Origin of the sequence: Streptomyces sp. NBC_00597, from assembly GCF_041431095.1 — a bacterium.
Classification (GTDB): domain Bacteria; phylum Actinomycetota; class Actinomycetes; order Streptomycetales; family Streptomycetaceae; genus Streptomyces.
In genome coordinates this window covers 2,398,296-2,419,368 of the sequence record NZ_CP107757.1, presented here as the reverse complement: position 1 = coordinate 2,419,368, position 21,073 = coordinate 2,398,296, and the positions used below count along the sequence as shown (strand labels likewise).

The following is a 21,073-nucleotide window of genomic DNA, read 5'->3' as shown; positions in this document are numbered from 1 at the left end:
CCCGCGTGTGACCGATCCGCGCGCCCCGAAACCTGCCGCCGTGCCCCGGCCGTGCGCTGCCGCTCTGCTCAGGCCCGTTCGTCTCTGCTCAGGCCCGTTCGTCCGGGGTGCGGACGCCGAGGAAGAGCGGGCGGCGGCGGAGGGTGAAGCCCATCGACTCATAGAGGGCGATGGCTCCCGTGTTGTCCGCCGCTGCGTGCAAGAACGGGCGCTCCCCGCGTGCGCGGATCCCGGCGGCCACCGCGCGGACCAGGCGGCCGGCCAGGCCGCGGCCGCGGTGGTCCGGGTGCGTGCACACCGCGCTGATCTCCGACCAGCCCGGCGGGCGCATCCGTTCCCCCGCCATCGCGACGAGCCGGCCCTCGTGCCGGATCCCGAGGTACGTGCCCAGTTCGACGGTGCGCCGCGCGAACGGCCCCGGCTTCGTGAGGCCGACCAGTTCCAGCATCTCCGACACGTCGGCGGGCCCCAGCAGGACCGCCTCGGGCGCGGCCTCGGCCCGTACCGCCCCGCCGTCCAGCTGCACGCCCGCTATCGAAGTCTCCGTCGTCCACCCCGGGGGCGGGGTCGGCAGGCCGGTGATCCAGACCGTCGAGCCCGGGCCGGCCAGCTCGGCCAGATCCGCCCAGGCCCGAGGGTCCTGCGGGTCCGCGAGCGCGACGAACGGCGAGGTGTCGGCGAGGTACCGGGCCGCAAGCCCCCGCGGCCCGGTCTCGGCGAAGGCACTGCTCGGGCCGCTCAGCGCGGCCCAGACCGGATTGTCGAGGACGTGCACGGGCGTGGCCCGCGCGGCCGTATCGGTGTCGGGCGCCATGGGGTCGGGAACTCCTTCCCTCGGGAACGGCCGCCGGACCGTCCACCACCTTCTTGACGGCCCCGCGCACCGCCACGAGACTGCTGGTGACGACGGTCACGAGAGTCAGCGTCCGTCGCGGGCGGGTTTATGCCCCAGGGGCGGGACGGAGCCGGTGGAGATGGCCAGGACGGCGCGCGCGCAGACGCGGATCCTGCGCCGCTGGTGGCTGACCCGGCGCCTGCACATCGACCTGCTGCGCGTGTGCAGTGCCTTTCGCGTGAGCGCCTGAGCTTCCCCTTTCCGTACGCCGCGCAAGGCCTCCGGCGGGCTGCACCTGGCCCCGTGGGCCCCGCAGGCCCCAGCCGCCGCGTACGCATCCCCGCACCTCCCCGTGACCCGGCGCGCGCCACGCCGCCGGGCGGTCCGCCACGCCCTCGTGCCCTCCCAGGAGAGTCATGCTTCCCATGGTCCTGCCCCGAACCGGTCCGGCCCCCGTCCTGCGCAGCCGCATCGGCGCCGGATTCTCGCCCGTGCCGCACCGCTACCGCCTGTACCTCTGCGCCGACTGTCCGGACTCCCTGCGCGTGGCGGCCGCCCTCGCCCGACTGGGACTGGAGGGCTCCGTGGCCACCACCCTGCTCGGCCCGCCCGCCTCGTACGCAGCGCTGCGCCGGGCCTACGAGGCCGCCGGACACCACTACGACGGCGCGCTGGCCGTCCCCGCCCTGTGCGACACCTGGAGCGGCCGCGTGATCGGCAACGACACGGACGATATCCTCGACGACCTGCGGCGCCTGGGCGCCCACCCGGCCTTCCGCGCCGACACGTAGTTCCGGGCGGAGGGGATCCACGGGGTCCCGCACAACGAATCGCCGCATGACCCGTCAAACACGCAACGAATCGATGCGCGGAGCGCAACGGTCACGGCTTGTCGGGGTCGAACGCGCGAACGTACCTTCAATAGGACCCCCACCCCTCCTGCCACAGAGGTACGCCCATGCCCCCGCTGCGCACCGCCCTCCTCCAGAGCTCCGGACGGCTCGGCGACACCGCCGAGAACCTGAAGGCGCTCGACGAGGCCGCGCAGCGCGCCGCACAGGCGGGTGCCGGACTCCTCGTGACCTCGGAGATGTTCCTGACCGGCTACGCGCTGGACGTCCCCGACGTCGCCGCGCTCGCCGAGGCGGCCGACGGCATGTCCGCCCGCGCCATCGGCGAGATCGCCCGCCGCCACGGCGTCGCCGTCCTGTACGGCTACCCCGAGCGCGACGGCGACACGGTGTACAACGCGGCCCAGCTCATCGGCCCCGACGGGGTCCGGCTGGCGAACTACCGAAAGACCCACCTCTTCGGCTGCTTCGAGCAGGAGGCCTTCACGCCCGGCGACACCCCCGTCGTCCAGGCGGACCTGAACGGCCTCCGCATCGGCGTCATGATCTGCTACGACGTGGAGTTCCCGGAGAACGTCCGGGCCCACGCACTGGCCGGCACCGACCTCCTCCTGGTGCCGACCGCGCAGATGCACCCGTTCCAGTTCGTCGCCGAACAGCTCGTCCCCGTACGGGCCTTCGAGAACCAGATGTACATCGCGTACGTCAACCGCACCGGTCCGGAAGGCGAGTTCGAGTTCGTCGGACTCAGCTGCCTGGCGAGCCCCGACGGGGTGACCCGCACCCGGGCCGGCCGCGGCGAGGAGCTGGTGATCGGCGAGGCCGATCCCGAGCTGCTGCGCGCCTCGCGCGAGACCAACCCCTACCTGCGCGACCGCCGCCCCGGGCTCTACGCCTCCCTCGTCTGAGCCCCAGCCGAACCCGCCTGCGCCCTCCCCCCTGCCCCACCCCCGCAAGGAGCCGTACCCCATGACGTCCACGGTGCCCACCACCGCCGTCCCGCACAGCGACGGACAGCCGCCGATCACCATGTTCGGCCCGGACTTCCCGTACGCGTACGACGACTTCCTCGCCCACCCGGCGGGCCTGGGCCAGATACCGGCGACCGAGCACGGCACCGAGGTCGCCGTGATCGGCGGCGGGCTGTCCGGCATCATCTCCGCCTACGAGCTGATGAAGATGGGCCTCAAGCCCGTCGTCTACGAGGCGGACCAGATCGGCGGCCGGCTGCGCACCGTCGGCTTCGAGGGCGCCGGCACCGAGGGTCTGACCGCGGAGATGGGCGCCATGCGCTTCCCGCCCTCCTCCACGGCGCTCCAGCACTACATCGACCTCGTCGGCCTGGTCACCGAGCCCTTCCCGAACCCGCTCGCCGAGGCCACCCCCTCGACGGTCGTGGACCTCAAGGGCGAGACCCACTACGCCGAGACGATCGCCGACCTCCCGCAGATCTACCGCGACGTCGCCGAAGCGTGGAACGCCTGCCTCGACGAGGGCGCCGACTTCTCCGACATGAACCAGGCGATGCGCGAGCGGGACGTCCCGCGCATCCGCGAGATCTGGGCCAAGCTCGTCGAGAAGCTCGACGACGAGACCTTCTACGGCTTCCTCTGCAAGTCCGAGGCCTTCCAGTCCTTCCGCAAGCGCGAGATCTTCGGCCAGGTCGGCTTCGGCACCGGCGGCTGGGACACCGACTTCCCGAACTCCATCCTGGAGATCCTCCGCGTCGTCTACACCGAGGCGGACGACCACCACCGCGGCATCGTCGGCGGCTCGCAGCAGCTGCCGGTGCGCCTGTGGGAGCGCGAGCCCGAGAAGATCGTCCACTGGGCGCAGGGCACTTCGCTGTCCTCGCTGCACGAGGGCACCCCGCGCCCCGCGGTGACCCGCCTGCACCGCACCGCCGGCAACCGCATCACGGTCACCGACTCCTCGGGCGACATCCGCACGTACCGCGCCGCGATCTTCACGGCGCAGTCCTGGATGCTGCTGTCCAAGATCGCGTGCGACGACTCGCTGTTCCCGATCGACCACTGGACCGCGATGGAGCGCACCCACTACATGGAGAGCTCGAAGCTCTTCATCCCGGTGGACCGCCCGTTCTGGCTGGACAAGGACGAGGAGACCGGTCGCGACGTCATGTCGATGACCCTCACGGACCGCATGACGCGCGGTACGTACCTCCTGGACAACGGCCCGGACCAGCCCGCCGTCATCTGCCTCTCGTACACCTGGTGCGACGACAGCCTGAAGTGGCTGCCGCTGTCCGCGAACGAGCGGATGGAGGTCATGCTGAAGTCGCTCGGCGAGATCTACCCGAAGGTCGACATCCGCCGCCACGTCATCGGCAACCCGGTGACCGTGTCGTGGGAGAACGAGCCCTACTTCATGGGCGCGTTCAAGGCCAACCTGCCCGGCCACTACCGCTACCAGCGGCGCCTGTTCACCCACTTCATGCAGGACCGCCTCCCCGAGGACAAGCGCGGCATCTTCCTCGCGGGCGACGACATCTCCTGGACGGCGGGCTGGGCCGAGGGCGCGGTCCAGACGGCGCTGAACGCGGTCTGGGGCGTCATGCACCATCTCGGCGGCTCCACCGACGCCACCAACCCCGGCCCGGGCGACGTCTACGACGAGATCGCCCCGGTCGAACTGCCGGAGGACTGACCTCCCCCGGCCACCGCCCGGAGCGGCCCCACCCCGCCGCTCCGGCCCCGTGACCACGGGCCGCCCCCGCGTACACAGCGCGGCGGCGGCCCGTTTTCACGTACTCAGCCCGTCGGGGTCAGGAGGCAGCGGCCGACCAGGCCGACACCCGCGTCCAGGGAGTCCGTGAACTCCTCCGCCAGTTCGGGGGAGCGGCGCAGGGTCCACAGCAGGCGGGCCGCCGACCAGGCGGCGCCCCGGGCCCGGTCCAGGCTCCACGAACCGAGCAGGTGCGTCAGCGGGTCCGCGACCTCCAGCAGGTCCGGGCCGGGCATCAGGTCCTCCCGGATGTGCTCCTCCAGGGAGACCAGCGTGTCGCCGACCCGGTCGAAGTCCGCCTCCAGGGCCCGCGGTTCGCAGTCCAGTGCCCGGCAGGTGGCGACCACCGCGAGCGCGAGGTCGTGCCCGATGTGCGCGTTGATCCCGGCCAGTGCGTGCTGGAGCGGCCGGACCCCGGGGTGGCGGCGGTACTGGAGCAGCGGCCGCCAGCACGCCGGGGCCCGGTCGGCCTCCACCGCCGTCAGGTACCGCTCCGCGAAGCGCACGCTCAGCGTCTCCGCCCGGCGGGGCGCGGGGAACTCTCCGCGGGTGATGCGCGCGTGCAGGGTCTCGGTCACCGTCAGGTACACCCGGTTGAAGACGGCGACACCGTCGTGCGCGGGGAGCCGGTCGTCCAGGGCGCGCATCCGCGCGAGCACCGCTTCCATGAGAGGCAGCGTCGCAGCCTGCGGTGCGGATCCGGGGAACTTGGCCGTGTGCTTCGCCGGTTCGGGCGAACCCGGCTCAGGAACGGGTGTCCCGCGCGGCCCGGTTCCCGTCCGCGTCACCCGCGTCGTACGCCGAGGTGCCCGAGTCGAGCAGCGGTTCCTGCTCCTTCAAGTGCGCGGGCGCGAGGTACCGCAGCGCGTGGTAGCCCGTGATCGCCACGATCGTGCCGAGCGCGATGCCGCCCAGCTCGAAGCTGTCCGTCAGCTGCAGCTTGACGCCGCCGATGCCGATGATGATGCCCGCCGCGGCCGGCACCAGGTTCAGCGGATTGCGCAGGTCCACCCCGCCGTTGATCCAGATCTGGGCGCCGAGCAGGCCGATCATCCCGTACAGGATCACCGTGATCCCGCCCAGCACCCCGCCGGGGATCGCGGCGACGACCGCGCCGAACTTCGGGCACAGGCCGAAGAGCAGCGCGAAGCCGGCGGCCGCCCAGTAGGCCGCCGTCGAGTAGACGCGGGTGGCCGCCATCACGCCGATGTTCTCGGAGTACGTGGTGTTGGGCGGGCCGCCCACCGCCGTGGACAGCATCGACGCGGCGCCGTCGGCGGCGATCGCCGTGCCGAGTTCGTCGTCGAGCGGGTCGCCGGTCATCTCGCCGACGGCCTTGATGTGCCCGGCGTTCTCGGCGATCAGGGCGATCACCACCGGGAGCGCGATGAGGATCGCCGACCACTCGAACTGCGGGGCGTGGAACGACGGCAGCCCGATCCAGTCCGCCTTGCCCACGCCCGAGAGGTCGAGCCGCCAGTGGTCGACGGCCTCCGCCCCGCCCACCGTCGAGTGGATCTTGCCGAAGAGCAGGTCGAAGACCCAGGAGATGCCGTACCCGAAGAGCAGACCGAGGAAGATCGCGATCCGGGACCAGAAGCCGCGCAGGCAAACCACGGCAAACCCGGTGAACAGCATGGTCAGGAGTGCCGTCCACTGGTCCTGCGGCCAGTACGTCGACGCCGTCACCGGCGCCAGGTTGAAGCCGATCAGCATCACCACCGCGCCCGTCACCACCGGCGGCATCGCCGCGTGGATGACCCGCGCCCCGAAGCGCCGTACGGCGAGCCCCGCCAGGAAGAGCGCCGCGCCGACCACGAACACCGCGCCCGTGACGACCGCACTGTCCCCGCCGCTCGCCCGGATCGCGGCCGCGACGCCCACGAAGGACAGGGAGCAGCCCAGGTACGAGGGGACCCGCCCGCGCGTTGCCAGCAGGAAGATCGCCGTCGCGACGCCCGACATCATGATGGCCAGGTTCGGGTCCAGGCCCATCAGGACCGGCGCGACGAAACTCGCCCCGAACATCGCCACGACGTGCTGGGCGCCCAGCCCGGCGGTGCGCGGCCACGACAGCCGCTCGTCCGGCCGCACCACCGCGCCGGGGGCGGGGGTCCGCCCGTCTCCGTGCAGGGTCCAGCCCACGCCGAGGCCCATGTTCCACCACTTCCGTACAACCGATTGATCAAGCATCCGGGCCGCGGCGCGGCCGACGCCATTTTACGGCCGGACACCTGCCGGCTCGTCCCGGTCGGCGGGTGCGGGGCCCGCCGTCACCGGCTTCTGCCGCAGTACCGCTGCCCCCGCGACCAGCGCGAACGCCAGCAGGGTGACCAGCGCGAAGGACACCACGAGCGAGGTCGCGTCCGCCACCGCACCGATCGCCGACGGCGCGATCAGCCCCGACGTGTACGTGATCGTCGCGACGCCCGCTATGGCCTGCGCCGGGGCCGGCCCGCTGCGCGCGGCGGCCGCGAAGGCGAGCGGGACCACCACAGCGATGCCGAGTCCGATCAGGCCGAAGCCCGCCATCGCCGCGGCCGGGTGGCGGACCGTCACCACGATCAGGCCGCCCGCGGTGGCCAGCACTCCGCCCGCCCGGACCGTGCGCACGGACCCGAAGCGGTCCACCACCCGGTCCCCGGCGAGCCGGGCGACGGCCATGGTGAGCGCGAACGCGGTGGTCGAGGCGGCCGCGAGACCGGCGTCCGTGTCCAGCACGTCCCGCAGGTACACCGCGGACCAGTCCAGGCTCGCACCCTCCGCGAAGACCGCGCAGAACCCGATGGCGCCGATCAGCAGCGCGGACTTCGGGGGCAGCGTGAAGTGCGGCGGCGCCTCGGCCTCCGCGGCGCTGCGCAGGTCCAGTACTCCTCGTGCGGCGACCAGTCCGGCCGCGGTCAGGGCCAGCGCGGCGACCAGGTGGTGCAGCCGCGCGTCGGCCCCGGCGTGGGCGGCGATCGTGCCCGCCGCCGAGCCGAGCAGCGCACCCACGCTCCACATGCCGTGCAGCGAGGACATGATCGAGCGGCCGAGCCGGTTCTCGGTCTCCACGCCGAGCGCGTTCATCGCCACGTCCGACATCCCGGCGGTCGCTCCGTAGACGAAGAGGGCGAAGCAGAGGGTGGCCAGGTTCGGGGCGAGGCTCGGCAGGATCAGGGACAGGGTCCACAGCGTCAGCAGCCCGCGTAGCGCGGTGCGCGCCCCGAAACGGTGGTTGATCCGGCCGGCCAGCGGCATCGCGAGCGCCGCGCCCAGTGCGGGGAAGGCCAGCGCCAGGCCCAGGGTGCCCGCGCTGAGCTGGGCGTGCTCCTGGATCCAGGGGATGCGGGTGGCGAAGGAGCCGGTGACGGCCCCGTGGGTGCAGAAGACGGCGGCGATGGCGAAGCGGGCATGGCGCAGGCGCGCCGGGCTGAGGTCTGTTTCCCCGGTCATGGGATTAAACTATCAGGGACCCTGCCTGATAGTTAGCATCGACGAGGTACCTAAGATGGGCGCCGTGACTCCCGCCAAGGTGCTGACCCCCGCCGCTCCGTCGCCCGCGTCGCCGAGCACGGCCCGGGCCATCAACGACCGGCTAGCCCTGCGACTCCTACAGGAGGAAGGGCCGCTGACCGCCACTCAGCTCAAGGCGATGACCGGCCTGTCCCGCCCCTCGGTCGCCGATCTCGTCGAGCGGCTGACCGAGGCCGGGCTGATCGAGGTCGTGGGGGAGTCGGGCGAACAGCGCCGCGGCCCCAACGCGCGGTTGTACGGGATCGTCGCCGGCCGCGCGTACCTGGCCGCCCTGGACGTACGGACGGACAGCGCGACCGCGGTCGTCGCGGACCTGCTGGGCCGCCCGCTGGCCCGGGCCGCGCTCCCGGTGGACGCCGTCGACGAGGCCGTGTCCCGACTGGAGGCCCTCGCCCGGGAGGCCGGCGCGGACCGGCTGCACACGGTGGTGGTCGGGGCCCCGGGCCTGGTCACCCCGTCCGGCGGCGAACTGCGCAGCACCGTCGGACTGCCGGCCTGGCACCGGGACCTGGTGGAGGCCCTCCAGCGGCGGCTGCCGGCCGCGGTGGTCGTGGAGAACGAGACCAACCTCGCGGCCCTCGCCGAACAGCGCGTCGGCGCCGCGCAGGACCTGGACTCCTTCGTCCTGCTGTGGCTCGGCGGGGGCGTCGGCGCGGCGGTCGTCCTGGACGGGCGGCTGCGCCGCGGAGCATCCGGCGGCGCGGGCGAGATCGGCTTCCTCCCGGTACCGGGCACGGGCCGGCTGCCCTCCGCCACGGACTGCGGAGGCGGCTTCCACGCGCTGGTCGGCCGGGACGCGGTGGCCGCGCTCGCGGCGGAGCACGGCTACGCCGGACCGGTCGAGGAGGCCGTGGCGGGCGCCGCGGGCGAGGGCTTCCTGGAGGCGCTGGCCCAACGGCTCGCCCTGGGCGCGGCGGCCGTCGCGGCCGTCCTGGACCCGGGATGCCTGGTCCTGGCGGGCGGGCTCGGCCACGCGGGCGGCGCCGGGCTGGCTGCCGCGGTCGCCCGCCAGCTGGCCCGGCTCACCCCCGTGCCGATGGAGGTCCGCGCCACCGCACTCGGGGACCAGGCGGTCCTCACGGGCGCCCGCCTGGCCGCCCGCGAAGCCGCCCAGGCGGACCTCTTCGCGCCCTGAATCCGCGGCCCTGAATCCGCGGCCCTGAACCCGTGGGCCGCACCGGGCGGGACGGCCTAATCGTCGTCGTCATCGATGCTTTCGTCGTCGCGGAGCCTGCGCCAGATGCGGGTGCGGTGCAGTACGTAGAGCGCGCCCGCCAGGAAGACCACCTGGAGACCCACGGCGAGCACCCAGAAGATGGCCCTGCTCTCCAGCTCGTCCGACAGGTACGCGAAGTTCATGCCGAAGAACCCGGTCACGAAGGTCAGCGGCAGAAAGATCGTCGAAACGATCGCCAGCCGGTTGATCACGCCGTTCTGCTCGCCCGACACCAGTGAGGAGTAGGTGCCGAAGCCCCGCCGGGCGGCCTCCTGGAGTGCCTCGATCTCCGTGAGCACCAGCCGTGACGTGCGCTGGTACTCACGGGCGATCCGCTCGCGCTCCTCCGGGAAGTTCCGGTTCAGCACCCGGCGCGTGATGACCTCCTCCGCCGCCTGGTGGTAGGGGAGGAGCGAGTGGTGCAGTAGCGCCGCGGTCCGGCGCAGCCGCGCCAGGCGGTAGAGCTGCTCGGGCTCCCGCTGCCGGAACATCTCGTCCTCCAGGTCCTCCACCTCCAGGAGGGCCTGGACGGCGGAGCGCCGGTAGGTCTCCAGGGCCTCGCCCAGCAGCAGGAACATCGTGGCCACGGAGTCGGGGGGCCTTTCGCGCGGGAGGCGGGCGACCAGGCCCTCCACCAGCCCGGTCGGTCCGCGGTGCACCGTCACCAGGTACCGGTCGGTGGCCACGACGTGGAGGTGGATGACCCGGCCCGCCTCGATCGCCGGGACGACGAACGCGGCGGCGTCGCCGAGGAACTCGGCGCGGGCGGTCTCCCGCTCCCGGCCGAGCCACGGCAGGTCGTCGACCTCCAGACCGAGCAGGTCGGCGACCGGCTGTTCACCGGGCGGGGCCTCCTCGGGCAGCTCGGCGTCCACGAGCAGGAAACGGGATGCCGCGAGGCGCTCACGGGCCTCGGACACCGGGGTGCGCCGGGCGATGCCCTCCGGCATGGACACCACCGAAACGATCATCGCCCCTCACCGTGGATCATGCCGTGGGTCATTTATGTCGTTATCTTGCACATTGTCCCTTTCTGGGTCCGGGTGGGCGCAGGGAAGACTCCATCTGGCGGCCTCAGCCCCCGGCCTACGCGGCCTTCGCGGCCCGGGCCGTCAGGAACTCGGCGAAGGTGGTCTTGCCGACCGCGTGGGACGGGGTCAGGTTGCCGCCGCGGCGGAAGGCCGCGTACGCCTTCCCCGCCAGCGGCAGCGCGAACACCCTGCGCCGGCGCCCCGTCGCCGCCAGGTGGGCGCGGCCCAGCTCCACCAGCGTGCGGATCTCCGGGCCGCCCATGTCCGTGACCCGGCCCGCCGGGGCCGGGACCGAGAGTTCCGCCATCCGGTCGGCGACCTCCTCCACGGCGATCGGCTGCACCCGGACCCCTTTCGGTAGCGGCAGCGGCACCACCGGCACCTTCGCCAGCGCGTCCACCGCCATCGCCACCAGGTCGTGGAACTGCGTCGTCCGCAGGATCGTCACGCCCAGCCCGGAGTCCTCCAGCATCCGCTCGACCTTGTACTTCGTCGTGTAGTAGCCGAACGGGACCACGTCCACGCCGACGATCGAGATGTAGACGATGTTCGTGACCGTCCCGGCCCGCCGGGCCGCCTCGATCAGGTGCCCGGCGGCCACGTCGTCGCCGCCGCGCGGGGTGCTCGCGCAGTGCACGACCACCTCCGCGCCGGCCATCGCCGCGTCCAGCCCGCTGCCGTCGCGCAGGTCGACCGGATGGTCCTTCGCGTGCCGGCTCAGGACGCGTACGTCGTGGCCCGCCGCCCGCAGCCGGGTGACGACAAGCGCGCCGAGGTTTCCGGTGCCTCCGGTGACGAGGATCGTGCTCATGGTGTCCGTTCCTTCCTGCAACCCTGGAGGGGTGCGTTCACCAGCTGGGACCGGACAGCCCTCAAGAATGTGACAGTTGCCGCCGGAGGAATTCCAGCTTCTCCGGGTTGACCACCGTCCGCATCCCGCTGATCAGCCCGTCCTCGATCTCCACCTGCATGACCGCCGCCCCGCCGACGAGCAGCGCGGGTTCGCCGTTGACCTCCGCGAAGGAGACCGGCATGCCCGCCATGTACTTGCGCAGCGCGCCCACCAGGAACCGCGCCACCTTGTCCCGGCCCAAGATCGGCCGCCGGGCCGCGTTCACGACCCCGCCGCCGTCGGCCACGTACCGCACGTCGGCGGTCAGCATGCCCTCCAGCCGGGCCAGGTCGCCGTCGCGCGCCGCCGTCAGGAAGGTCTCCACCAAGGTCTGCAGCCGCCCCGGATCGGGCTCGAACCGGGGGCGCGGCGCGGCGGCCCGGCCCGCGGCCACCCGGGCGGCGGCCCGCCGGTAGAGCTGCCGGCAGTTGGCCTCGGTCAGGTCGAGCAGCCCGGCGATCTCCCGATGGCCGTACGCGAACGCCTCGCGCAGCACGTACACCGCCCGCTCCACCGGAGTCAGCTGCTCCAGCAGCACCAGCAGGGCCATGGAGACGCTGTCCCGCTGCTCCGCCGACTCCATCGGGCCGAGCGCCCCGTCCCCGGTGAGGACGGGTTCCGGCAGCCAGGGGCCGACGTACTCCTCGCGCCGGACGCGCGCCGAGCCGATCCGGTTCAGGCACAGGTGGGTCACCACCTTGGCGAGCCAGGCCCCGATGTGCTCGATGTCGCCGCGGTCGGCGGAGCTCCACCGCAGCCAGGCGTCCTGGACGGTGTCCTCGGCCTCGGCGGCGGAGCCGAGCATGCGGTAGGCGATGCCGAACATCCGGGGCCGGTGCTGCTCGAAGTCCGCGACGGCCGTGGCGTCCTGTGTGATCACCGCAGCAGCCTACGAGGAGTCCGCGGGCGGGACGTGCGAGGACCCGGTGGCCGCCGGGCCACCGGGTCCTCACGTTCGTCCGCCTTGGTTCACCCGGGGGTGGGTGCGGGGCTCAGCAGGCGCCCTGGTCCTTCCAGACGCCCCAGTCGCCGGTGGTCCCGGGCTCCTCGTTCTGCGTCCACCACTGGGCCTTCCAGTGGTGGCCCTTGTGCGAGACGAGCTGGCCGGCCGTGTAGACGCTGCCCGCGACGTACGCCGGGTTCGTGCAGGTCCCACCGGGCGGAGTGGTCGGCGGAGTCGTCGGGGGAGTGGTCGGCGGGGTCGTGGGGGGAGTGGTGGGCGGGGTGGTCGGGGGCTGGGTGGCGCCCGGCTCCACCACCGTCGTGCCGCGTGCCAGGTCGCCGGCGAGGGCGTACGTGGTGCCGGAGACGTTCACCGTCCAGTTGGAGGGCGTGGACACCGGCAGGTAGTAGTTGAACGCCAGGTCCACCGAGGCGCCGGGAGCCAGCGTCTGCCACGCCGGGAGCTTCAGCGAGACCCGCTGGAAGTCGCCCTTCAGCCCGCCGACGTTGTTGCCGCTGTGGCCGGTGGAGATCACCTTCGTGCCGAACCCGGACTGGTCCGAGGCGTTGGCCGGGGCGGAGGTCCCGTAGTCGAACTGGAACTCCGTGCCGCCGGGCAGCGTGCTCTTCGTGTTGTTGGTGATCTTGAGCTTCGGGGTGATGGGGTAGTTGGAGTCGCCCAGCTTGAACTCGGTGAACTCCGTCTTGATGTCCACGGCCTGCGTCGGGAGCGTGCTGCCCGCCGTCTTCGCGCCGTACGGCGCGGCCGCCTTGAACTTGTCGTACATCAGGGAGGTGAGCGTGTCGCCCATCTCGTACTGCCCCTTGGCGGCGTTGTACGCGTAGTCGCCCGCCAGCTCCCAGACCATCGTGCCGCCGATGCCCTTGTCGACCACGTAGGCGGCCTTCGCAGCGACGGACTGCTCGTCCTCCGTCGACAGGAAGACCTTCTTCTGGTCGTTCCACAGCCACGGTGCGACCAGCGTGGAGTCGTACTTGCGGACGTAGGTGCCGGTCAGCGTGGTGTTCGCGGGGAAGCCGTACTTCGTGACGTAGTCGCCGACGACGCCCTTCTCCAGGTTCTTGGCGTGCCACATCGGGTTGGAGCCCGCGGGGGACTCGACCCCGTTGGTGTCCAGGTCGTGCCACAGGTTGTCGATGCCGACCGCGCCGTCACCGCACTTGGTCAGACCCGCGCCGGCCGGGCAGGTGGTCGCGGGGGCCTTGCCCCACAGGCCGTCCGTGCCGCCCTGCACGTTCTTGAAGCCGCGGGTGTAGTACGGCAGGCCCATGTTGATGCGGCCCGCCGGCATCGAGCCGCGGAAGTAGTGGTAAGCCCAGTCGGAGTTCAGGTAGCCGATGCCGCCGTACTGGGAGGTGGAGTAGACGCCGGCTGCGGCCAGTTCGCCGTCCTTGCCGTCGTCGAAGAGCGAGGCGTTCGGGCCGACGTACTCGTTCCAGGCGCCGTGCAGGTCGTAGGACATGATGTTGACGTAGTCCAGGTACTTCTGCATCTGGAACGTCTCCATGCCCCGCAGCAGGTAGCCGGAGGAAGGGGCGGCGACGGAGAGCAGGTAGTGCTTGCCGTCGGCGGCGCCCGCGCGGTCGAGCTTCTCGCGCAGCGACTTCATCAGGGCGGCGTAGCCCTGGACGAGGCCGGCCCGCCGGGCGTTGGAGAGCTGCCAGTCCAGCGGGTTGCCGGCGTCCTTCATGGTGGTCGGGTACTCGTAGTCGATGTCGACGCCGTTGAACCCGTACGTGCGGATGAACGCGACCGAGGAGTCGGCGAAGGTGTCGATGCCGGCCTGGTTGACGGAGCCGTCGGCGTTGGTGGCCATCGAGTAGAAGCCGCCGGAGGCGACGCGGTTGCCGTCGTCCCCGAAGTAGCCGCCCGTCTCGGCCCAGCCGCCGACGGAGATCAGCGTCTTGACGTTCGGGTACTGCTTCTTGAATTTGTTCAGCAGGTTGAAGTGGCCCTTGTACGGAAGGGCCGGGTCCATCTCGGCGCCCGCCACGCCCGGCCAGGTCATCCCGGTGGCGGCGTTGTTCGCGTTGTCCGCGCCGACCGAGATCTTGTTATCGGCGCCCACGTGGGCGAAGGCGTAGTTCAGGTGGGTGACCTTGGACCACGGGACGTTGTTGGCGAGGTAGGCGGGGGTGCCGTCCTTGCCGGTCCGCCAGCCGGTGAAATATCCGATGACGCGGCGCTGGTGGTCGGCGCCCATCTTCTCGCGGCCGTCGGAGTCGTAGACCGAGCAGTACGGGACGTCGACCCCGGCCGTCTTGTAGAGCCCGTCCGGGCGACAGCTCTCGTTGTCGGCTGCATGCGAGACGCCGGTGGAGAGCCCGCCCATCAGCAGCCCGGCGATGGCGGCGCCGGATGCCAGGAGCATCGCTCTCGTACGTGTGGGGGACGGCATGGTGCCTCCTGGGGAGGGGAGGGATGGCGGGACGCGTGGGACACAACAGGCATGAAAGTGGTGCGTGTTGGCCCGTGACGTGCGCACATCTGACGGGCTGTCTCCCGGAGAGGGTGAAGGGAACGTTAAGAGGACTAGACCACCTCGTCAATAGGTCTGGACCAATCGTGGGCCTACTTGACGGACTCCCGCGCGAACCGCCCCTTGTGACCCAGGCCACAGCCCCTCACTCGCATGGCCTCGGATCACCCGTGGCAAACTGGCAGCAGTACCAGTAAGCAGCGCACTCCGGGGTCGGTGTAATTCCGAACCGGCGGTATAGTCCGCGACCCGTCCGCAGCCAGCGGCCGGTTGATCAGGTGAAATTCCTGGACCGACGGTGAAAGTCCGGATGGGAGGCAGTGCGCGGCGGGCCAGTCACCGGTACGCCGCCGTCGGCGGTTCATCGGCGCATCCCTGCGGATGCGGCCGGGCGGACCGTTTTTTCGGCCTCGGCGTCCCCGCGTGTGCTGTACCGCTTCATCTGTCGTATCCCGACAGGCCCCGGAGTCCGTGCCCGATCGAGGCAGGAGGACCCGGTGGCGAACCATGCCGCACCCGCACCGCACGACGCCGATGCCGACGCGCGGGCCATGCGCCGCGCCATCGAGCTCGCCGCCCGCGGCCTCGGCTCCACCAGCCCCAACCCGATCGTCGGCTGCGTCATCACCGACGCCGCGGGCACCGTCGTCGGCGAGGGCTGGCACCAGCGGGCCGGCGGCCCGCACGCCGAGGTCCACGCCCTGCGCGCGGCAGGCGGAGCGGCCCGCGGCGGTACCGCCTACGTCACCCTGGAGCCCTGCAACCACACCGGCCGTACGGGGCCCTGTGCCCAGGCGTTGATCGAGGCCGGCATCACCCGCGTGGTCTACGCAGTCCCGGACCCGAACCCGCAGGCCAGCGGCGGCGCCGCCACCCTGCGCGACGCAGGGACCAAGACCGAGGGCGGCTTCCTGGAAGCCGAGGCCTCGGCCGGCAACGCCGCCTGGCTCACCTCCGTACGCCTGGGCCGCCCGCACGTGACCTGGAAGTACGCGGCCACCCTCGACGGCCGCAGCGCCGCCGCCGACGGCAGCAGCCGCTGGATCACCGGCCCGGAGTCCCGCGCCGACGTCCACCGGCTGCGCGCCGAGGCCGACGCCGTCCTCGTGGGCGGCGGCACCCTGCGCGCCGACGACCCGCACCTCGCGGTACGGGGCATCGACGGCGCCACCCAGCCGCTGCGCGTCGCCGTCGACACCCGCGCCGGCCTCCCGCCCACCGCCCGCGTCCTCGACGACGCCGCGCCCACGCTGCTCGTCGTCGGCGAGGACGCCGACACCCGGCACCTGCCGGGCGTCGAACTGCTCCGGCTGCCCCTGCACGACGGCCGCATCGCCGTCCACGACCTGCTCGGCGAGCTGTACGCCCGCGGCGTGCGCTCCGTCTTCCTCGAAGGCGGCCCCACCCTGGCGGGCGCCTTCCTCGAAGCCGCGGCCGTCGACCGCGTCGTCGGCTACCTCGCCCCGGCGCTCCTCGGCTCCGGCCCCGCAGCCCTCGCCGACGCCGGCATCACGAACATCGCCCACGCGGTACGCCTCCACATCACCGAGGCCGTCCGCGTCGGCACCGATCTGCGCATCACCGCCGTACCCGAAGCCGTCCCCACCCCCACCGCCCCCAAGGAGCACTGAGTGTTCACCGGAATCGTCGAAGAACTGGGCGAGGTCACCGCCGTCGAGCAGCTCTCGGAGGCCTCCCGCTTCCGCCTGCGCGGCCCCGTCGTCACCGACGGCGCCAAGCACGGCGACTCCATCGCCGTCAACGGCGTCTGCCTCACCGTGGTGGAGACCGCGGACGGCGAGTTCACCGCCGACGTCATGCAGGAGACCCTCAACCGCTCCAGCCTCGGCGCCCTCCGGGCCGGCTCCCGGGTCAACCTGGAACGCCCGATGGCCCTCGGTGGACGGCTCGGCGGACACCTGGTCCAGGGGCACGTGGACGGCACCGGCGAGATCCTCTCCCGGACGCCCTCCGAGCACTGGGAGATCGTCAAGGTCTCCCTCCCGGCGAGCCTCGCGCGCTACGTGGTGGAGAAGGGCTCGATCACCGTCGACGGCGTCAGCCTCACGGTCGTCGAGGCAGCCGCCGACCACTTCAGCATCAGCCTCATCCCCACCACCCTCGCGCTGACCACGCTCGGCATCAAGAAGCCCGGCGACCCGGTCAACCTTGAGGTGGACGTCCTCGCGAAGTATGTCGAGCGCCTGCTGGCCGCCGGCGTGAACCCCCTGACCGCCACCCCCGCCGATGCCGAGGAGACCGACCGGTGAGCGCCCTGACCTGGCTCAACGCCGAAGCCTTCACGGTCTTCGGCCAGAAGGTCATCTGGTCCGACATGATCGGCAACCTGATGGGCCTGGCGGCCCTCGCCCTCGGTTGGCGCCGCTCCATCTGGACCTGGCCCGCACAGCTCCTGTCCGGCCTGATCCTCATAGCCGCCTATGCCTCCGCCCACCTCGCCGGCGGCGTCGGGAAGCAGCTCCTCGTCATCGGCGTGGCCGCATGGGGCTGGCGCGCCTGGCAGCTCGGCCGGCAGCGGGCCCAGGACGGCACCCTCGCCGTGCGCACCGCGACCTGGACCGAGCGCGGACTGCTCCTCGCGGGAGCGGCCCTCGGCACCCTCGCCGTCGGCGGCCTGTTCACGCTCTTCCCGAACCTGTCGTGGAGCCCGTGGGCCGACGCCTACATCTTCGTCGGCACGATCGTCGCGATGGTCGCCCAGGCCCGCGGCCTCGTCGAGTTCTGGTTCGCCTGGCTCCTCGTCGACCTGGTCGGCGTCCCCCTCGCCTTCACCAACGGCCTGGCCTTCTCCGGCCTCGTCTACGTCGTCTACTTCGCGCTCGTCCTGTGGGGCGCCCACGACTGGTACCAGCGTTCGCGCACCACCCCCGCCCCGGCCCTGGAAGGAGCAACGGCATGACCACCCTCAAGCCCGTGCCCGACATCGACGCCGTCCTCGAAGCCGCCTTCCGGCTCGACCCCGTCGAGCAGGCCATCCGCGACATCGCGGCCGGCCGGCCGGTCGTCGTCGTCGACGACGAGGACCGCGAGAACGAGGGCGACCTCGTCATCGCCGCCGAGAAGGCCACCCCGGAGATCGTCGCGTTCATGATGAGCGAGTGCCGCGGCCTGATCTGCGCCCCCATGGAGGGCTCCGAGCTGGAGCGGCTCGAACTGCCCCAGATGGTCCAGAACAACACCGAGTCGATGAAGACGGCCTTCACCGTCTCCGTCGACGCCAGTGCCGCCCACGGCGTCACCACCGGCATCTCGGCCGCCGACCGCTCCACCACCCTGCGGATGCTCGCCGACAGCGTCTGCGAACCCGCCGACTTCGTGCGCCCCGGCCACATCTTCCCGTTGCGCGCCAAGCCCGGCGGCGTCCTGGTCCGCAACGGCCACACCGAGGCCGCCGTCGACCTCGCCCGCCTCGCGGGCCTGCGCCCCGTCGGCGCGATCGTGGAGATCGCCGGCGAGGACGGCGTCATGCTGCGCCTGCCCGAGCTGATCCCGTTCGCCCGCAAGCACGGCCTGACGATCATCTCCATCGAGGACCTGATCGCCTACCGCCGCTCAGAGGAGCCGACCGTGCGCCGCGAGGCCCAGGTCACCCTGCCGACCGCGCACGGCGACTTCACCGCGTACGGCTTCCGCTCCACCGTCGACGGCGTCGAGCACGTCGCCCTCGTCCACGGCGAGATCGGCGACGGCACGGACATCGTGGTCCGGGTCCACTCCGAGTGCCTGACCGGCGACATCTTCCACTCCCTGCGCTGCGACTGCGGCCCCCAGCTGCACGCCTCCATGGCCCGCGTCAAGGCCGAGGGCCGCGGCGTCGTCGTCTACCTGCGCGGCCACGAGGGCCGCGGCATCGGACTGGTGTCCAAGCTGCGCGCGTACGAGCTCCAGGAGCGCGGCCGCGACACCCTGGACGCCAACCTGGAGCTCGGCCTGCCGGCCGACGCCCGCGACTACGCCGCCGGCGCGCAGATCCTCGCCGACCTCGGCGTCAAGAGCGTCCGGCTGCTGACCAACAACCCCGACAAGTCCGCCGCGCTCGTACGGCACGGCATCACGGTCAACGACCGGGTGGCGATGCCCACGGAGGCGGGCGAGCACAATCTGCGGTACCTGCGCACGAAGCGGGACCGGATGGGCCACGACCTGCCCTGGCTGGACCAGACCGCGAGCACCTGCGGCAACCAGTAACCACGTACCGACACCCACCACGCACCACCCACCACGCACACGAACGACGAACCACCAAGAACGAGGAGCACAGCTGTGAGCGGCAAGGGCGCACCCGAACTGAGTGTCAGGAACTGCGGAGACCTCCGGGTCGCCGTCGTCGCGGCCCAGTGGCACGAAAAGGTCATGGACGGGCTCGTCGACGGCGCCCTGCGGGCCCTGCACGAGCTGGGCATCGACGAGCCCACCGTGCTGCGCGTCCCCGGCAGCTTCGAGCTCCCGGTCGTGGCGAAGGTACTCGCCGGTCGCGGTTACGATGCCATCGTCGCCCTCGGAGTCGTCATCCGCGGCGGCACCCCACACTTCGACTACGTCTGCCAGGGCGTCACCCAAGGCCTGGTACAGGTGTCGATCGACACCGGAGTCCCCATCGGCTTCGGCGTCCTGACGTGCGACAACGACGAGCAGGCGCTGGACCGTGCCGGGCTTGAGGGGTCGAACGAGGACAAGGGGCACGAAGCGGTCATCGCCGCCGTCTCCACCGCTGCGACCCTGCGGTCCGTCAGCGAACCCTGGCGCTGAGTGGCGGCGGGGGACCCCGTATTCTGAGGACCATCATGGCGAAGAAACCCTCCAAGAGCTTCGAAGAGCTCTTCACCGAGCTCCAGCTCAAGGCCGCCAACGGCGACCCCAGCTCCTCCCGTACCGCCGAGCTCGTAGGCAAGGGCGTCCATGCCATCGGCAAGAAGGTCGTCGAGGAGGCCGCCGAGGTCTGGATGGCCGCCGAGTACGAGGGCAAGGAAGCCGCCGCCGAGGAGATCTCCCAGCTGCTGTACCACGTCCAGGTGATGATGGTCGCGCGCGGGATCTCCCTCGACGACGTCTACGCGCACCTCTAGGCCGCAGCCGCAGGCGGGTCCCCGCAGGTCCCCCCCCACACCACCCACACCCATCGCAACCACGCACTGAAGGAAGCCCCATGCTGCGTATCGCCGTCCCCAACAAGGGTTCACTCTCCGGACCGGCGTCGGCGATGCTCCATGAGGCCGGCTACCGCCAGCGCAAGGAGTCCAAGGAGCTCGTGGTCGTCGACCCCGAGAACGAGGTGGAGTTCTTCTACCTCCGCCCCAAGGACATCGCGATCTACGTTTCCTCGGGCAAGCTCGACATCGGCATCACCGGTCGTGACCTGCTGCTCGACTCCGGCGCCAGCGCCGAGGAGATCCTCCCGCTGAACTTCGGCCGCTCCACGTTCCGCTACGCCACCAAGCCCGGCACGGCGAAGGGCCCCGAGGACTTCCACGGGATGACGATCGCGACCTCGTACGAGGGAATCGTCGCCAAGCACCTCGCGGAGCAGGGCATCGACGCCTCCGTCGTCCACCTGGACGGCGCGGTGGAGACCGCCATCCAGCTCGGCGTCGCCCAGGTCATCGCGGACGTCGTCGAGACCGGCACCAGCCTGCGCAACGCGGGCCTGGAGGTCATCGGCGAGCCGATCCTCACCTCCGAGGCCGTGGTCATCCGGGGCAACGGCACCTCCGCCGACAACCCGCAGGCCCAGCAGTTCCTGCGCCGCCTCCAGGGCGTCCTGGTGGCCCGCAGCTACGTGATGATGGACTACGACTGCCGCGCCGAGCACCTGGAGCGGGCCGTCGCCCTCACCCCGGGCCTGGAGTCGCCGACCGTCTCCCCGCTGCACAACGAGGGCTGGGTCGCCGTCCGCGCGATGGTCCCGGCCAAGGAGGCGCAGCGGATCATGGACGACCTGTACGAGCTCGGTGCGCGCGCGATCCTCACCACCTCGATCCACGCCTGCCGTCTCTGACCCGTACGTTCTCCCGATCCGTACGTCCCCCCGCAGAAGGCATCACCAGCATCATGGCCGAGTCCGCCGCCCAGCCCGTACTGCCCGACCTGCCGGTCACCTTCCGGCCGACCCGGACCCGGGTCGTCCTGTTGGGCGTCGGGCTCGCCATGTTCGCCACCATCACGGCGATCGCCCTCCTGCTGGAGAACCTCGGCCCGGGGGAGCGGATCAGCTTCGTCTTCACCGCCGTCCTGCTGACCTCCGTACTCGTCCTGCTCAGCCGCCCCAAGGTGGTCGCGGACGAGGCGGGCGTCACCGTCGTGAACCTGACCAGCACCCGCCGCCTGGAGTGGGCGCAGATCCTGCGCGTCAACCTCCGCCCGGGCGACCCGTGGGTGTTCCTCGACCTCAGCGACGGAACGAGCCTGCCCGCCCTCGGCATCCAGCCCGGCGTGGCCCGGCAGCAGGCCATCGGCGACGCCCGCGCCCTGCGCGCGCTCGCCGAAGCCCGGGGAACCGGGCCGCACCACCACTGAGCCGGCCGCC

Annotated in this window: 20 protein-coding genes and 1 riboswitch; of the genes, 12 read left to right on the top strand and 8 right to left on the bottom strand. The window is 71.9% G+C overall.

Translation table 11 applies throughout. From position 1 onward, the window contains the following. Positions 1-88: 88 nt before the first annotated feature. Complete coding sequence (locus tag OG974_RS10595; RefSeq protein WP_327282439.1) at positions 89-814, bottom strand: GNAT family N-acetyltransferase; 726 nt, start codon at positions 812-814, stop codon at positions 89-91. Positions 815-1,260: 446 nt separating this feature from the next. Here OG974_RS10595 and OG974_RS10590 point away from each other — a divergent pair, with 446 nt between their 5' ends. From OG974_RS10590 to OG974_RS10580, 3 genes are all read left to right on the top strand, one after another. After that, complete coding sequence (locus tag OG974_RS10590) at positions 1,261-1,626, top strand: hypothetical protein (RefSeq protein ID WP_328762133.1); 366 nt, start codon at positions 1,261-1,263, stop codon at positions 1,624-1,626. 167 nt (positions 1,627-1,793) lie between these two features. Beyond that, entirely contained in the window at positions 1,794-2,594 is an 801-nt protein-coding gene (locus tag OG974_RS10585; RefSeq protein WP_327282437.1) for a carbon-nitrogen hydrolase family protein, read from the top strand. Positions 2,595-2,655: 61 nt separating this feature from the next. After that, positions 2,656-4,353 carry an NAD(P)/FAD-dependent oxidoreductase gene (locus OG974_RS10580; RefSeq protein WP_327282436.1) on the top strand — a complete coding sequence of 566 codons (1,698 nt, stop codon included), beginning with the start codon at positions 2,656-2,658 and terminating at the stop codon, positions 4,351-4,353. Between the two features lie 104 nt (positions 4,354-4,457). Here OG974_RS10580 and OG974_RS10575 read toward each other — a convergent pair whose 3' ends face one another. The 3 genes from OG974_RS10575 to OG974_RS10565 form a co-directional block, all read right to left on the bottom strand. Continuing rightward, the gene (locus tag OG974_RS10575) at positions 4,458-5,099 is read right to left on the bottom strand and encodes a DUF5995 family protein (RefSeq protein ID WP_327282435.1); all 642 of its coding nucleotides are present in this window, start codon (positions 5,097-5,099) and stop codon (positions 4,458-4,460) included. Between the two features lie 76 nt (positions 5,100-5,175). Continuing rightward, entirely contained in the window at positions 5,176-6,588 is a 1,413-nt protein-coding gene (locus OG974_RS10570; RefSeq protein ID WP_371646287.1) for a uracil-xanthine permease family protein, read from the bottom strand. Positions 6,589-6,651: 63 nt separating this feature from the next. Further along, positions 6,652-7,866 (bottom strand): MFS transporter, encoded by a 1,215-nt coding sequence (locus OG974_RS10565; protein WP_328762129.1) that lies wholly within the window; start codon positions 7,864-7,866, stop codon positions 6,652-6,654. Positions 7,867-7,921: 55 nt separating this feature from the next. Between OG974_RS10565 and OG974_RS10560 the strand changes: the two genes are divergently transcribed. Beyond that, positions 7,922-9,082, top strand: a complete 1,161-nt coding sequence (locus OG974_RS10560) for an ROK family transcriptional regulator (protein ID WP_328762128.1) — start codon at positions 7,922-7,924, stop codon at positions 9,080-9,082. A 56-nt stretch (positions 9,083-9,138) separates the two neighbouring features. On the opposite strand, the gene OG974_RS10555 is transcribed toward OG974_RS10560, so the two are convergent. The 4 genes from OG974_RS10555 to OG974_RS10540 form a co-directional block, all read right to left on the bottom strand. Next, complete coding sequence (locus OG974_RS10555) at positions 9,139-10,134, bottom strand: CorA family divalent cation transporter (protein ID WP_328762127.1); 996 nt, start codon at positions 10,132-10,134, stop codon at positions 9,139-9,141. Positions 10,135-10,249: 115 nt separating this feature from the next. Then, positions 10,250-11,005 (bottom strand): NAD(P)H-binding protein, encoded by a 756-nt coding sequence (locus OG974_RS10550; RefSeq protein WP_327282430.1) that lies wholly within the window; start codon positions 11,003-11,005, stop codon positions 10,250-10,252. 61 nt (positions 11,006-11,066) lie between these two features. Continuing rightward, positions 11,067-11,966, bottom strand: a complete 900-nt coding sequence (locus tag OG974_RS10545) for an RNA polymerase sigma-70 factor (protein ID WP_327282429.1) — start codon at positions 11,964-11,966, stop codon at positions 11,067-11,069. 112 nt (positions 11,967-12,078) lie between these two features. Then, a complete protein-coding gene (locus tag OG974_RS10540) occupies positions 12,079-14,448 on the bottom strand; it encodes a chitinase C-terminal domain-containing protein (protein ID WP_371646284.1) in 2,370 nt (789 codons plus the stop codon). A 279-nt stretch (positions 14,449-14,727) separates the two neighbouring features. Beyond that, positions 14,728-14,857: riboswitch (FMN riboswitch) on the top strand. 223 nt (positions 14,858-15,080) lie between these two features. Here OG974_RS10540 and ribD point away from each other — a divergent pair. The 8 genes from ribD to OG974_RS10500 all read left to right on the top strand — a co-directional run bounded on the left by ribD (position 15,081) and on the right by OG974_RS10500 (position 21,063). Further along, entirely contained in the window at positions 15,081-16,160 is a 1,080-nt protein-coding gene (ribD, locus tag OG974_RS10535) for a bifunctional diaminohydroxyphosphoribosylaminopyrimidine deaminase/5-amino-6-(5-phosphoribosylamino)uracil reductase RibD (protein ID WP_371646782.1), read from the top strand. Next, positions 16,161-16,799 (top strand): riboflavin synthase, encoded by a 639-nt coding sequence (locus OG974_RS10530; protein ID WP_327282427.1) that lies wholly within the window; start codon positions 16,161-16,163, stop codon positions 16,797-16,799. Continuing rightward, positions 16,796-17,449 (top strand): nicotinamide mononucleotide transporter family protein, encoded by a 654-nt coding sequence (locus tag OG974_RS10525; RefSeq protein ID WP_327282426.1) that lies wholly within the window; start codon positions 16,796-16,798, stop codon positions 17,447-17,449. The genes OG974_RS10530 and OG974_RS10525 overlap by 4 nt, the downstream gene beginning before the upstream one ends. Then, the gene (locus tag OG974_RS10520) at positions 17,446-18,738 is read left to right on the top strand and encodes a bifunctional 3,4-dihydroxy-2-butanone-4-phosphate synthase/GTP cyclohydrolase II (protein WP_371646282.1); all 1,293 of its coding nucleotides are present in this window, start codon (positions 17,446-17,448) and stop codon (positions 18,736-18,738) included. Before OG974_RS10525 ends, OG974_RS10520 begins: the two co-directional genes overlap by 4 nt. Before the next feature lie 75 nt (positions 18,739-18,813). Beyond that, the gene (ribH, locus tag OG974_RS10515) at positions 18,814-19,299 is read left to right on the top strand and encodes a 6,7-dimethyl-8-ribityllumazine synthase (RefSeq protein WP_266631219.1); all 486 of its coding nucleotides are present in this window, start codon (positions 18,814-18,816) and stop codon (positions 19,297-19,299) included. Positions 19,300-19,334: 35 nt separating this feature from the next. Next, the gene (locus OG974_RS10510; RefSeq protein ID WP_327282424.1) at positions 19,335-19,616 is read left to right on the top strand and encodes a phosphoribosyl-ATP diphosphatase; all 282 of its coding nucleotides are present in this window, start codon (positions 19,335-19,337) and stop codon (positions 19,614-19,616) included. An 80-nt stretch (positions 19,617-19,696) separates the two neighbouring features. After that, a complete protein-coding gene (gene hisG, locus OG974_RS10505) occupies positions 19,697-20,545 on the top strand; it encodes an ATP phosphoribosyltransferase (RefSeq protein WP_327282423.1) in 849 nt (282 codons plus the stop codon). A 53-nt stretch (positions 20,546-20,598) separates the two neighbouring features. After that, complete coding sequence (locus OG974_RS10500; protein WP_327282422.1) at positions 20,599-21,063, top strand: PH domain-containing protein; 465 nt, start codon at positions 20,599-20,601, stop codon at positions 21,061-21,063. Positions 21,064-21,073: the final 10 nt, after the last annotated feature.

Bases quoted from the DNA above. Each gene is read 5' to 3' on its own strand.
- OG974_RS10520 (WP_371646282.1), top strand. From the start codon at position 17,446: ATGACCACCCTCAAGCCCGTGCCCGACATCGACGCCGTCCTCGAAGCC.
- OG974_RS10565 (WP_328762129.1), bottom strand. From the start codon at position 7,866: ATGACCGGGGAAACAGACCTCAGCCCGGCGCGCCTGCGCCATGCCCGC.
- OG974_RS10510 (WP_327282424.1), top strand. From the start codon at position 19,335: ATGGCGAAGAAACCCTCCAAGAGCTTCGAAGAGCTCTTCACCGAGCTC.
- hisG (WP_327282423.1), top strand. From the start codon at position 19,697: ATGCTGCGTATCGCCGTCCCCAACAAGGGTTCACTCTCCGGACCGGCG.
- OG974_RS10580 (WP_327282436.1), top strand. From the start codon at position 2,656: ATGACGTCCACGGTGCCCACCACCGCCGTCCCGCACAGCGACGGACAG.
- OG974_RS10500 (WP_327282422.1), top strand. From the start codon at position 20,599: ATGGCCGAGTCCGCCGCCCAGCCCGTACTGCCCGACCTGCCGGTCACC.
- OG974_RS10570 (WP_371646287.1), bottom strand. From the start codon at position 6,588: ATGGGCCTCGGCGTGGGCTGGACCCTGCACGGAGACGGGCGGACCCCC.
- OG974_RS10585 (WP_327282437.1), top strand. From the start codon at position 1,794: ATGCCCCCGCTGCGCACCGCCCTCCTCCAGAGCTCCGGACGGCTCGGC.
- OG974_RS10550 (WP_327282430.1), bottom strand. From the start codon at position 11,005: ATGAGCACGATCCTCGTCACCGGAGGCACCGGAAACCTCGGCGCGCTT.
- OG974_RS10595 (WP_327282439.1), bottom strand. From the start codon at position 814: ATGGCGCCCGACACCGATACGGCCGCGCGGGCCACGCCCGTGCACGTC.
- OG974_RS10590 (WP_328762133.1), top strand. From the start codon at position 1,261: ATGGTCCTGCCCCGAACCGGTCCGGCCCCCGTCCTGCGCAGCCGCATC.
- OG974_RS10555 (WP_328762127.1), bottom strand. From the start codon at position 10,134: ATGATCGTTTCGGTGGTGTCCATGCCGGAGGGCATCGCCCGGCGCACC.
- ribD (WP_371646782.1), top strand. From the start codon at position 15,081: ATGCGCCGCGCCATCGAGCTCGCCGCCCGCGGCCTCGGCTCCACCAGC.
- OG974_RS10540 (WP_371646284.1), bottom strand. From the start codon at position 14,448: ATGCCGTCCCCCACACGTACGAGAGCGATGCTCCTGGCATCCGGCGCC.
- OG974_RS10560 (WP_328762128.1), top strand. From the start codon at position 7,922: ATGGGCGCCGTGACTCCCGCCAAGGTGCTGACCCCCGCCGCTCCGTCG.
- OG974_RS10575 (WP_327282435.1), bottom strand. From the start codon at position 5,099: ATGGAAGCGGTGCTCGCGCGGATGCGCGCCCTGGACGACCGGCTCCCC.